Genomic DNA, 12,576 nt, shown 5'->3' with positions numbered 1-12,576 from the left:
CCGGCCGCTGCATGTCAACTGCGGGACCGTAGCCGCTCCACGACGGACGATAATGCGCTGATCTCACTCCGGTCCAACGCAATTCCGAGTTCCAGTACCGTGTCGACGACTTCGGCGACCGATAACTTCGTGTGTTCGGTGGCCCTTCCTGGGGTTCGGGTCGTGCGCGCAGCTTCGGTGAGTGTGACGTGAGCGTGCGGCATGTGGCGCATGACCATGAGGTGATTCACGAACGGCGAATTCTCCTCGCGCGAGGTGATGAAATGCCCGGTCCTGACGTCGGCTGGATGGACCGGGCTCTCGTCGACGTAGTGTTCGGCGTCGCCCTCCCGTGTGAGCGCCCAGACGGTGGTGCCCTGATCGGTGAGCCCTCGCACGCCGAACTGCCGGTCTCCCTCCGCGCGTGTAGCACCGTCCTTCAGCGCGATGGGTCCGGTAATGCTGAATCCGAAACCCGGGTCGCACAACCATCTCTCACCATCGAGCTCGACGTGGATCGTCATGTGGGTCCGGGTATTGGTCGGCTCGTGCACTCGCCCCAATGCCCGGCGCACAGAGAATCCGAGGTGTTCGAGCGCCGCTGCGAAGATCTGCGAATGCTCGAAGCAGTAACCACCTCGGCTTCGTCGCACCAATTGTTCCTGGATCGCGTCGGGCGCGACGCCGGGATGGGTGCCGAGCAGCACGTCCACGTTCCCGAAGGGAAAGGTACGCACGTGGGCGCCGTGCAATTCCTCGAGCAGGTCGAGGGTCGGCGCGGTGGGCCGAACTCCGACGGCGGCGAGATACTCCGGGACATCGAAGAGGTCGGTGCGCCACGACCGTCCCATGAGCGGCTGTTCGTCCATTCCCACGCCCTTCTGCGAGACATGCGGTCGGCGGATATTCCTGCAGTCTCACACAGCGTGGCTCTCGGCGACAGAACGCACGTCCCCATGGGAATATTCCAATATCTCAGCTGTGCGCTAGATATGCGTATATTCCTCGATTCTTCGCATGCAACCGGTGGTGGATCGAGGCGCAAGCCGAGGACGTCGACCATCCTGGTCCGCACGCCGGATCACCGACCCTGAACGAGCGCTAAGTCCTCGCTTGTGCCATCGTGGTCGACATGACCAGCAACGCAGAGATGTTGTCGACCCTCCTCGACTCCCGCTACAGCTGCCGCGGCTTCCTCGACAAACAGGTACCGCGCGAGGACATCGAACGCATGCTGCAGATGGGACAGCGCACCGCGTCGTGGTGCAACTCCCAGCCGTGGCGCGTGCATCTCGTCAACGGAGACGCCATCGAACGCCTTCGTGAGGCGCTCTACGCGCAAGCCTCGTCCGGCGAACTCGACCCCGATATCCCGGGTCCGGTCGAGTACCGGGGCGAGTACGCCGAACGCCGCCGCGGAGCGGGATACGCGCTGTACAACGCGCTCGGCATCGCCCGCGACGACTACGCGCGCCGCACCGAGCAGATGCTCGAGAACTACCGATTCTTCGGCGCACCGCACGTCGCGATCATCACCACCGACAAGGCCCTCGGTGTGTACGGTGCGGTCGACTGCGGTGGCTATGTCTCCACGCTGCTGCTCGCCGCGGAGTCCCTCGGCATCGCTGCCGTCCCGCAGGCCGCCGTACCCATGGCCGGGACGGCGTTGCGGCGCGAACTGAACATCGGCGACGACCGCGACGTCGTCTGCGCGATCGCCTTCGGGTACGCAGACGACGCTCATCCGGCCAACACGTGCCGCACCGATCGGGCATCGCTCGACGACACCGTCGAGTGGGTGGACGAATAACCCACCCGAGGGTCGGTATTGCTCGGCCACGCCGCGACGGAAGGTGGTGTGACATCCACACCACCCGAGAGGACCACCGCCGTGGCCGACAAGAACACCGAACTCCTGCTCCGCCACTGGGTACCGCGCGCCGTCGCCGGCGAGCCGCACGCCGTCGGCACCGTGGTGAGCTGTGTACGCCCGCACATCCTGCAGTTCTGCACCGCCCGCATGGATGAGCAGACCCGGGCACACACACCCGCCGAAGACGTCGCGCAGGAAACCTGCCTGGCCCTGGTACGCGCGCTGCCCCGATACGACGATCGAGGCGGGTCGGTGTTGCGGTTCGCCTTCGCGATCGCAGCAAACAAGGTCGTCGACGCCCGGCGCAAAGCACCGCGCCCGGTTGCGCCCGTCCACGAGGTACACGAACCCTCACCCGACGAGGATGTACTCGACAGCGAACTCGCCGCTGCTGCAAGTCGTTTCGTCGACCTACTGCCGGAGCAACAACGCCAGATCGTGATTCTGCGAATCTTCCGCGGCTACAGCACCGAACGCACCGCACTCATGCTCGGCACCACACCCGGCGCTGTGCGCGTGGCGCAGCACCGTGCCTTGACGCGTCTACGCACACAGATCAGTCTGTTTGAGCACGAAGATACTTCCCGAAGTGCGGCACGGTGAAGCCGATGAATCCTCGTTCGGCTGAATAGATCAGGCCCTTCTTGATGAGTCCGTCGCGAGCCGGCGACAGCGACGCCGGTTTGCGTCCGAGTTCCACTGCGATCTTCGACGTGGGCACCGGGCCGTCGTCGCCGGAGAGTTCGGCCATTGCGCGCATGTATTCGCGTTCGGCGGGTGTTGCCCGCTCGTAGCGGGAGCCGAAGAAGCCGACGGCAAGTTCCTCCTCCGCGTCGGGGGACCCGACTCGCACATCGTCGGGGGTGATCGGACTGGCCGCGGCGACGTCCCACGTGGCTTTTCCGTAGGCCTGAACGAAATACGGGTAACCATCGGCCATTTCGTACAGCACGTCGAGCGCTTCCTGCGTGAATTCGACGTCTTCGCGTTCCGCAGGGGCGATCAGTGCGTGGTCTGCCGCTTCGCGGTCGAGTCGGTCGATGCGGTGATAGGTGAACAATCGCTCGGAGTACGACTTGGACGCCGACAGCACGGCGGGCAGATGCGGCAGCCCCGCGCCGACGACGATGAGCGGCGCAGCATCCTGACTCAATTCGTGGCACGCGCCGCAGATCGCGGAGACGTCGTCGGGGCCGAGGTCCTGCATCTCGTCGACGAACAGGGCGATCCCGACGCCCACGTCGCGCGCGAGTCCGGCAGCGTCGACGAGCAGTTCGACGAGATCGATCTCGATGTCGCCGGAGTCGGCGCGACCCTTGACCGCAGGGGCGTCGATGCCGGGTTGCCAACGTTCGCGCATGCCCTTGTCGGCGGTGGCGCGCAGCGCAAACGACTTGAGGACGCCGAGGAAGTAGTCGACCGATTCCGGATCCGGATGGCCCGCAGCTATCTCGCGGACAGCCATGTGGAGCGCGGACGACAGAGGCCGGCGCAGACCTTGATCGGGGCGGGCTTCGATCTTGCCGGTACCCCAGCTCTTCGCGATCGCGAGCGAGCGCAGGTGGTTGAGCAGGACGGTCTTGCCGACTCCGCGGAGGCCGGTGAGCACGACGCTGCGCTCGGGTCTTCCTCGTGCGATGCGTTCGAGCACCACGCCGAAGGCTGTGAGCTGTTTCTCTCGGCCGGCGAGTTCGGGTGGGCGCTGCCCCGCGCCGGGGGCGTACGGGTTGCGGACCGGGTCCATCGGTCGATGGTAACGACGATGTCAGGGGATTCTGAGTTCCTCTAGCGCGTGTCTTGACTTCCTCCTCCGCGTGAACACGAAGGATTCCTACGCAGCCTCACCATCCGGCAAGATCTGTTCAGCGGGTTCCTGCTTCACCGGGTCCGCGCATGCAAGCACACGTCTTACGCTCCCTCCACAAGCGTTTACCCTCTCCACCAGCCCAGCGGCGAGCATCACATTCACAGCGGCGTTGTAATCCCGATCCAGCACCAACCCACACGACGAGCACACCCACACCCGCACATCCAGCGGCTTCTTCCCGTCCCGCACCCCACAGCCCGCGCACACCTGCGACGTCGGTTCCCACTGACTGATCGTGTGCACCACCGCGCCATACCGGGCGGCTTTCTCCTCGATCAACCGCCTGAGGGTCGACCAGCCGGCATCGTGTACCGACTTCGCCAACCTCGTGCGCGCCAAACCCGCCACCGACAACCCCTCGAGGGCGACCGCTTGGTTCTCGCGGACCAACCTCAGTGCCAGCTTGTGGTGGTGATCCAGGCGGGTCTCCCGCACCTTCCGGTGCGCCGCCGCGACCTTCCGGCGAGCCTTATCCCGATTCTTCGACCCCTTCATGGTGCGTGAGTATGCCCGCTGCGCACGGGCCAATCCTCGCTCCTTCGACCGCAACCAGCGAGGATTGTCGATCTTCTCGCGAGTACCGTCGTCATAGACGATCGTCGCCAGATCCGTCAACCCCACATCCACACCGGCAGCCCGAGCCGGCGAAGCCGGAACCACCGCCGGCGCCGGCTCATCAACGACGAAGGACACATAGTGCCGACCGTCGGCCTCCCGGATCACCGTCACACTCGACGGGTCCGCCGGCAACGGCCGTGACGACTCGTACCGCACCCGCCCGATCTTCGGCAACCGCACAAACCCGGCACCGGCGCCCGGCTCGAGGACACCGAAACCCGCGTTACGGGTGAAACGAGCGGACTGGCGATGTGTCCGCCTCTTGAAGCGTGGCGCACCGACCTTGCGGCCCTTGCGTTTCCCGGTATGGGAATCGAAGAAATTGGCGTACGCGCGATGCAGGTCCGCCAGCGACTGCTGCAACGGCACCGAGGACACCTCGGCCAACCACGCCCGTTCGGGTGTCGCCTTCGCGGCGGTCAGCGCTGCCGACAACTCGCCTTTACTCGGGATCGGCCGGCCCGCCCTGCGGGCGGATTCCCGCGCGGCGAGGGCATCGTTGAACACCACCCGGCAGCACCCGAACAGTCGCGACAGCGCCCTGTGCTGCTCCCCTGTGGGGTAGGCACGGCAGCGGTATCGCTTGAGCACACCCCGACGATAACTTTTGGTGTCATGGATGAGATTGGGTTTGTCAGATGTGGCAGACACGCAGTGTGGGACTGTCACGCACATTTGGTGCTCGTCACGAAATATCGGCGTGGCGCGTTCACCGGCCCGATCTTGGCGGACTGCGAGGAGGTGATGCGGGAGGTGTGAGTGGACTTCGGATGCGAACTGCCGGAGTTCTACGGCGAGGACGATCATGTGCACCTGCTGATCAGCTCTCCCGCGACTGTGCAGCTGTCGAAGCTGGTGAACTCGCTCAAGTGTGTCATCGCGGCACTTGCGGCGCGATCACGCGGAGCACCTTTCCCGGTACCTGTGGGGCGGGCATTTATGGTCCCGCTCGTATTGCTGCGGGACCGCGGGCGGTGCCCGTTGTCGGTGGTAGCCGACTACGTGAAATCCCAACGTCGCCCTGGGTGACAGTAGAGACACGAATGCAAGAGTACGCATTATATACTTTGACATTCATTTTCATTAATGACTGAATTCTCACCATGAAACCGATCCACCACGGCAGCCTCGCGCTGTCTGCAGCGCTCGCAGCCGCACTGGTTGCAGGCTGCTCCTCATCGCCCCAGCCAGCCGATGCCGCACCGATCAACGCAGCACCGGCCGTCGAGGTCACCTCACCCGAGCCGCGATTGGCCCTCACCTACGACGGCGGCATCCTCGTCGTCGACGCGACAGAACTCGACATCGTCGCGAATCTGCCACTCGACGGATTCAACCGACTCGGTCCCGCGGGCGACGACCGCCACGTGTTCGTTTCCACCGCCGGAGGCTTTCGCGCCTTGGACACGGGCAGTTGGAGCGACGCCCACGGCGACCACAGCCACCACTTCGCAGGAACACCGGCGCTCACCGACCTGACGTTTCCCGCCGACAAGCCCGGCCACATCGTCGCCCACGCGGGCACAACCGCACTGTTCGACGACGGCACAGGAAATATCGCACTGTTCGATTCCGACGAACTCGACCCCAGCGGCCCACGCCCCGACACGGATACGTACACGACACCCGACGCCCACCACGGTGTCGCCGTGCCACTCGAAGACGGATCACTCCTCGTCACCGAGGGCGATGGCGAAAGCCGCAGCAGCGTTGTTCTTCTCGACGTCGACCGCAACGAAGTCGCGCGAACCGACGAGTGCACCGGAGTCCACGGAGAAGCCGTCGCAGCCGACTCGGTCGTGTTCGGATGTGAGGACGGCATGGTGACCTTCCGCGACGGCACCTTCACGAAGGTCACCGCCCCCGACCCGTACGGACGGCTCGGGAACCAGGCCGGATCCGACGAGTCACCGATCGTGCTGGGCGACTACAAGACCGACCCCGACGCCGAGCTCGAACGCCCCGAACGAGTTGCGCTCGTCGACACCCGCACCGCGCAGATGAAACTCGTGGATCTGGGGACGAGTTACACGTTCCGCTCGCTGGGACGGGGGCCGCACGGCGAGGCACTGGTGCTCGGTACCGACGGTGCGCTGCACGTGATCGACCCTGAGACGGGTGATGTCGTCGACCGCATCGCAGTCCTCGACCCGTGGACCGAGCCCGACGAGTGGCAGTCGCCGCGACCAGCATTGGAAGTGCAGGGCCACACCGCGTACGTCACCGATCCGGCGAACGACGAGTTGCACGCCGTCGACCTCGAGTCGGGCGGGATCCGCACGACGACCCTGCCGCACACCCCCAACGAGATCAGCATCCCCTGACCTCCACAGTCGGGGCGAGCGAAGCGAGGGGAAGCGCAACCGCTCGATGCGGTGGCAGACGCACCCGGTCGACAGGCGGTATCTGCCACCGCACCGCGCGGCTGCGTATCCGTCAGCTTAAGTGGTGGACTTCCTGGAGCCCGTAGACAGGCGTCGGGATTCCCTCGTACCGCGCCTTGAGCTGGAGGGCGAGATAGAGCGAATAGTGCCGCGACTGATGCAGATTTCCGCCGTGGAACCACAGCCCGTCCTGCTGCGTGGGCTTCCACATGTTGCGCTGCTCGCCCTCCCACGGCCCCGGGTCCTTGGTGGTGTCCGAGCCCAGGCCCCAGCACTTTCCGACCTTGTCGGCGACGTCCTGACCGATCAGGTCGGCGACCCAGCCGTTCATCGAGCCGTATCCCGTCGCGTACACGACGAGGTCGGCTTCGAGTTCAGTGCCGTCCTCGAGGATGACGGAGTGCTCGGTCAGCTCCCGCACGTTGCCGTGGGCGAGCTTGATGTCGCCGTTCGCGACGAGCTCGGAGGCTCCGACGTCGATGTAATAACCTGACGCGCGGCGCAGGTATTTCATGAACAGGCCCGATCCGTCGTCGCCCCAATCATGAAGGAATCCGGCCTTTTCCAAGCGGTCGTAGAAGTCGGCGTCGCGTTCGGCAATCTTCTGATAGACCGGGATCTGGAACTCGTGCATGATCCGGTACGGCAGCGATGCGAACGTCAGATCGGCCTTGTGCGTGGTCACGCCGTTGGCGAGTGCACGTTCGGAGTAGAGGTCGCCGAGTCCGAGGTCCATGAGCGAATCTGATTTGACGATGTGCGTCGACGAGCGCTGCACCATGGTCACGTCGGCGCCGACCTCCCAGAGCGCACCGCAGATGTCGTGTGCGGAGTTGTTGGCTCCGATCACCACCGCCTTCTTGCCCGCGTAGGCGTCCGGTCCCGGATGCGCACTCGAATGGTGCTGGTCGCCTTGGAAACGGTCCATGCCGGGGAAGCTCGGAATGTTCGGTTTACCCGACATACCCGTCGCGATCACGAGTTGCTTGGGCCGCAGCACGAGCGGTTCTCCGTCGCGCTCGACGTTCACGGTCCACTCGCCGGCCGCATCGTCGTACGACGCCGACGTGCACAACGTCTTCGACCAGTACGGCACTTCCATGATGCGGGTGTACATCTCGAGCCAGTCGCCGATCTTGTCCTTCGGCGCGAACACCGGCCAGTTCTCGGGGAACGGCAGGTACGGAAGGTGGTCGTACCAGACGGGGTCGTGCAGGCACAGCGACTTGTACCGGCCGCGCCACTGGTCGCCCGGGCGGTCGTACTTGTCGAGGACGAGCGCCGGTATCCCGAGCTGACGCATCCGCGCGCCGAGCGCGATACCGCCCTGGCCACCACCGACGATGACGACGTACGGCTGAGTCTTGTAACCGAGCTCGCGTTCCTCCGCTTCGCGCTGTTCCGACCACGTGACGCGGTGGCGGTCGGCGCCGTGCTTCGTTCCGCGCGGGCGGCGTTCCTTCTTCCCTTCCTCGTGCCCCTTCAACTCTTGGAGCGTGGTGAGCAGCGTCCACGCGCCCTCGTCGTTCAGACGCAGGTGCCCCTCGCCGCGACCGACGGCGGTCTCGAAAGCGATCCAGGCGCTGACCACGCCGTCGTCCTCGGTCGGCGTCTCGGTGGTGCGGAAGCCGCTGGGATCGGTATCGGCGAGGCGTTCGCGCAGCATCCCGGCGACACCGTCGCGTCCCTCGACAGTCTTGAGGTTCCAGGTGAAGGACACGAGATCACGCCAGAAGCTGTCGGTGGCGAACATGCCTGCGGCCGCCTCGACGTCACGTGCAGCGAGCGCCGCTTCGAAATCTCGCAGCCATACATCGACCCGCTGCTGCGGGCCGGTGACGCGATCCGAGGGGTGCTCGAGAATGTCGGTCATGGCCGATCCTTTCCGGTCGTTGATGTGATCCAGCACACTCTCGATGCAGCGGCGCGGCAAGCGTTGCATCACGTTGCGTGTGGCGCGCGACACAACGTGGGACCTATGCTGCGGAGACCAGCAGGAACACGGAGGGACAGTGACGCGGATGGACAGGAGTACGTTCAGCGCGATCACACCCGGCACCGATCTGTCCCGCTACGCCCGCGACCTGATGCGGATGCACGACACGGTCATCGGTGGCGGTAAGCCGACGATGCAGCCGCGCAGCGTTGTCGCCCGGTCGTGGTCTCGAGTCCTGCGCACAGGTCTCGACCCAGTGGGCAGCAACGTGCGCGTTCCGTATTCGCCAGAGGAGATCGAACAGCGTCGGCGGTCGTCGCCGCTGGCCTCGATCATCGGCGACCTCGAACAGGTGATCTCGCCGGTTGCCGACGCTTCACAGATGTTGCTCGTCGTGACGGACGCGGACGGCGTCATCCTGTGGCGCAGCGGTTCGGCACGCGTGCGGTCGCGGGCCGATGCGCTGGGGTTCTGCGTGGGGTCCGTCTGGACGGAAGAGAAGGTGGGCACCAACGCGATCGGCACCGCGCTGGCCGAGACCGCGCCGGTGCAGTTGTTCTCCGGCGAACATTTCGAGCAGTCGCAACACCCCTGGTACTGCACGGCAGCGCCGATACATGACCCCATCAGTGGCGATCTGCTGGGCATCGTCGACGTCAGCGGGCCGGCCATGACGCTGCATCCCGCAATCGGAGCGTTGGTCGACACCGCGGTGCGCCTCGCCGAATCGCAGTTGTGGCGGCAGCACGAACAACGACTCGATCGTCTGCGCACCGAGGCCGCGCCCCTGCTGGCGGCGGTCAGCGGTCCGGTTCTGCTGGTCGACGATCACGGTTGGGTCGCGCACGCGTCCGGGGTCGCCGCGACCCGTCGCGTCGGTGCTCCCCGTACCGACCGCGCCCTGACAGTGCCCGGTCTCGGACTGTGCGTGCCGGAGCAGTTGTCGCACGGATGGTTGATCAGGCCGTCCGAATCTGCGGCGACGATCCGCATGACGTTGCGGCTGTCATCGTCACCGACCGTCGAGGTAACGGGCACGGGGCGTCAGTGGCGCAGCGCTGTGACGGTCCGACACGCTGAGATCCTGCTGCTGTTACAGATGCGTGGCCGAATCGGGATGTCGGTGACGGAGTTGAGCCACACGCTGTTCGGCGATGCTGATCACGCCGTTGCGGTACGCGCGGAGGTGTCGCGGTTGCGCCGTGCGTTGGGCTCGGTCGTGGATAGCAGGCCTTATCGTCTGGCCGAGTCGGTGGAATTGTCGTTGGATCTCTGCGGAGCCGAGGACGTGAGCGAATCTGCATTCGTGCTGCACTGTGCCGGTTTCGGCGTGCGAACCCGGATCTCGGAGAAGTATTCGGCAGTCTAGCGATAGGCCGATACACCTGGATATTCATAGGTGGAGTACGCGCTATCGGAGTCTCTACCTATATCTAGCAAATATACGATAAATAGGTATATATCGGATACGCCTCCGTATCAAGCCTTCGGAAAACGCCTGAAAGGGATAAACCGAACAGCTTATGTGGCAGAACCGTCCGGACTCGGCTGCGCCGTACAACGTTTGTGTAACGTGACCACGGGGTCGCCCCGACGGGATCCCGAAACGTCGTCGTCCCCGGAGGTCTACCCCGTGCTGTTGTCCGAAGTCCGCGCAAGGCCCGTGCACTCCGCACTGATCGCCATCGGACTGTTGGTCACGGCGTACGCGGTGGCGGGATATGTCCAGGACGCGTTCACCGAATACCTCATGGATCTCGACGTCTTCCGCGACGCCGGGTACGCCTTCCTTCACCACACCCCCCTGTACACGGAGGGCTTCTACAGCCACTCGGGCTTCCGATTCATCTACCCACCGTTCGCCGCGTTCCTGTTCGCGCCGATGGCGATGGTCGGCAGCACAACATTGCAGGTGCTGTGGACAGCCGGTCTCATCGCCCTGGTGTGGTGGATCCTCAAGGTCGTCTACCAGCGCCTCGACGTCACCCGCGCGAGCCTCGTCGCGTCCGCCTCCCTCGGTGTGGTCCTTCTGCTCGAGCCGTTCCGGTCGAACTTCGCGTTCGGCCAGATCAACATCATCCTCATGGCACTCGTGGTCGCCGACGTCCTCGGCGTGATTCCCGCCCGCTTCCGCGGGGTCGGTATCGCAGTGGCCGCAGCAATCAAGGTGACGCCCGCCGCGTTCGGTCTGTTGCTCCTGCTCCGCAAGGACATCCCGTCGGTGGCCCGGGCGTTCGGCGCGTTCTTCGCGACGGTCGCGTTCGGCTACTGGCTGCGACCCGACTCCTCGGTGTTCTTCTGGACCGAAGAATTCTTCGCGACCGACCGCGCCGGCGACCAGGAATTCTTCCGCAACCAGGCACTCACCGGCTTGATCGCCCGGTTCGGATTCTCCGAGGGCACCAGCAAGATCCTGTGGATCATCGGCGCCGCGCTCATCGTCGCCGCGACCGCGTGGGCCGCGCACCGCTTCCTCCGCGCAGGAGAAACCGTGCCCGCCCTCGCCCTGGTGGGCCTCGCGACGCTGCTCGCCGCACCGATCGCCGTCACCCACCACTGGGTGTATTCGCTGTTCCTGGTGCCGCTGCTCGTCGCCCCGCGCTACCGCCGCTGGTGGCCCGTACTCGTGCCCGCGACGTTGATCTTCCTGTTCGGGCCCAACAAGCTGCTCACCGATGCGTCGTCGCGCGGCTGGGTGGAACAGATGGTGCTCGAGACCCTCGGCAACTCGCAGGCCATCATCGCGGTCGTCGTGTTCGTCGCCGCGGTCTTCGCCGCACGCACCCGCCGCGGCGAGATCATGACCCCGATCCCGCCGGTCACCATCCCGACAGCGGACGCTCAGCTCCAGAAGGCCGACGCCACCAAGTAGAGGCCGGTCCCTGCCACGGTGCTCAGTGCCGCGTTGCGCCGCCACAGGTGCATCGCGATCGTGCCGGACAACCCGATCGTCGCGGGGAGCCACGTCGTCGCACCCACGTCCCGCAGCGTGTACATGACGAGGATGATCATGACGCCGACGGGCATCGTCCGGCCCAGAAAGTCGACGACGGCCGAATGCTTCAGGGCGGACAGCGCCACGAATGGCGCGGCGCGCAGCGCGACCGTCACGACGAACATCACCAGCAGCGCGCCGAGCACATATCCGGCGCCGGGTACCGATTCAGGCACTGGCAGCCCTGTTCCGATAGACGAACCTCGCGAGCAGACACGCGACGAACAATCCGAGTCCGACGACAAGCATCTGTTCCTTCGCGATCAACATCGCCACCAGCCCGCACACCACCGCGAGCACCGTGGCCGGAACGTCGCGGTTGACACGGAACGCGTCGATCGCGAGCACCGTGAACAATGCGGTGAGCGCGAACTCGAGGCCCGTGAGGCCTGCGGGCAGCACCGCACCGATGAGTGCGCCGACAGTGCCCGACACCACCCACATGGCCTGGCACAACACCTGCACGGTCAGCACGCGGGTGCCGGACAGATCCTGACCGGCCTTCGGCGCAATGATCGCGTAGGACTCGTCGGTGAGCGCGTAGACGGCGTAGAGGCGGCCGATTCTGCTGCCGATCGAGTGCAGGGGAAACGACAGACCGTAGAACACGTGCCGGAAGTTCACGAGCAGCGTCGCCGCCGCGATCGATGCGAACGGTGTCACCGCGCTGACGAGACCGATCGCCAGGAATTCCATCGAGCCGGCGTAGATCACGATCGAGAAGATCGGCGCCCACCACCAGTCGAAGCCGCCCTGGGTGAGCACCACCCCGAACGCGAGGCCGAGCGGAATCAGTCCGAGTCCGACGGCCCACGAGTCCGCGATACCCGCGCGGACCGCGATGGCACGACTGTCAGGCATGCTCATGAGGCTATCGAGGCCGGCGACGTGTCGTGCCTCACCCGTACCCGACGAAAGGTGACC

General features: G+C 65.3%; 11 protein-coding genes and 1 pseudogene. 6 read left to right on the top strand and 6 right to left on the bottom strand.

Translation table 11 applies throughout. From position 1 onward, the window contains the following. Nucleotides 1-14: 14 nt before the first annotated feature. Complete coding sequence (locus MWU77_RS13085) at nt 15-848, bottom strand: arylamine N-acetyltransferase (RefSeq protein ID WP_206040244.1); 834 nt, start codon at nt 846-848, stop codon at nt 15-17. 263 nt (nt 849-1,111) lie between these two features. Between MWU77_RS13085 and MWU77_RS13080 the strand changes: the two genes are divergently transcribed. Both MWU77_RS13080 and MWU77_RS13075 read left to right on the top strand, forming a co-directional pair. Then, nucleotides 1,112-1,789, top strand: coding sequence for a nitroreductase (locus MWU77_RS13080; protein ID WP_169689475.1), 678 nt, complete (start codon nt 1,112-1,114; stop codon nt 1,787-1,789). Between the two features lie 81 nt (nt 1,790-1,870). Continuing rightward, on the top strand, nt 1,871-2,455 hold the full coding sequence (locus MWU77_RS13075; RefSeq protein ID WP_247273893.1) for a sigma-70 family RNA polymerase sigma factor: 585 nt from the start codon (nt 1,871-1,873) through the stop codon (nt 2,453-2,455). Here MWU77_RS13075 and MWU77_RS13070 read toward each other — a convergent pair. Next, a complete protein-coding gene (locus tag MWU77_RS13070) occupies nt 2,409-3,596 on the bottom strand; it encodes an ATP-binding protein (protein WP_169689473.1) in 1,188 nt (395 codons plus the stop codon). The two genes, MWU77_RS13075 and MWU77_RS13070, sit on opposite strands and share 47 nt — an antisense overlap. Nucleotides 3,597-3,683: 87 nt before the next feature. Then, nucleotides 3,684-4,928 carry a transposase gene (locus MWU77_RS13065; protein WP_247273892.1) on the bottom strand — a complete coding sequence of 415 codons (1,245 nt, stop codon included), beginning with the start codon at nt 4,926-4,928 and terminating at the stop codon, nt 3,684-3,686. A gap of 24 nt (nt 4,929-4,952) precedes the next feature. Between MWU77_RS13065 and tnpA the strand changes: the two are divergent. Both tnpA and aztD read left to right on the top strand, forming a co-directional pair. Further along, nucleotides 4,953-5,331 (top strand): annotated as a pseudogene (gene tnpA / locus MWU77_RS13060) (IS200/IS605 family transposase). Nucleotides 5,332-5,440: 109 nt separating this feature from the next. Continuing rightward, complete coding sequence (gene aztD / locus MWU77_RS13055; protein ID WP_247273891.1) at nt 5,441-6,661, top strand: zinc metallochaperone AztD; 1,221 nt, start codon at nt 5,441-5,443, stop codon at nt 6,659-6,661. A 112-nt stretch (nt 6,662-6,773) separates the two neighbouring features. Here the strand turns inward: aztD and MWU77_RS13050 are convergent, their stop codons facing one another. Beyond that, nucleotides 6,774-8,594, bottom strand: a complete 1,821-nt coding sequence (locus tag MWU77_RS13050) for an NAD(P)/FAD-dependent oxidoreductase (protein ID WP_169689471.1) — start codon at nt 8,592-8,594, stop codon at nt 6,774-6,776. Nucleotides 8,595-8,742: 148 nt separating this feature from the next. Here MWU77_RS13050 and MWU77_RS13045 point away from each other — a divergent pair, with 148 nt between their 5' ends. Beyond that, a complete protein-coding gene (locus MWU77_RS13045) occupies nt 8,743-10,026 on the top strand; it encodes a GAF domain-containing protein (RefSeq protein ID WP_169689470.1) in 1,284 nt (427 codons plus the stop codon). Between the two features lie 264 nt (nt 10,027-10,290). After that, nucleotides 10,291-11,529, top strand: a complete 1,239-nt coding sequence (locus MWU77_RS13040; RefSeq protein ID WP_169689469.1) for a glycosyltransferase 87 family protein — start codon at nt 10,291-10,293, stop codon at nt 11,527-11,529. On the opposite strand, the gene MWU77_RS13035 is transcribed toward MWU77_RS13040, so the two are convergent. After that, complete coding sequence (locus MWU77_RS13035) at nt 11,499-11,828, bottom strand: branched-chain amino acid transporter permease (RefSeq protein ID WP_169689468.1); 330 nt, start codon at nt 11,826-11,828, stop codon at nt 11,499-11,501. The genes MWU77_RS13040 and MWU77_RS13035 overlap by 31 nt on opposite strands. Next, the gene (locus tag MWU77_RS13030) at nt 11,821-12,519 is read right to left on the bottom strand and encodes an AzlC family ABC transporter permease (RefSeq protein WP_247273890.1); all 699 of its coding nucleotides are present in this window, start codon (nt 12,517-12,519) and stop codon (nt 11,821-11,823) included. Before MWU77_RS13030 ends, MWU77_RS13035 begins: the two co-directional genes overlap by 8 nt. Nucleotides 12,520-12,576: the final 57 nt, after the last annotated feature.

The sequence above is a fragment of the Rhodococcus sp. F64268 genome, assembly GCF_023015605.1.
In the GTDB taxonomy this organism is placed as follows: Bacteria; Actinomycetota; Actinomycetes; order Mycobacteriales; family Mycobacteriaceae; genus Rhodococcus.
The sequence above is the reverse complement of the archived record's forward strand: the minus strand, read 5'-3'. Positions and strand labels throughout refer to the sequence as shown.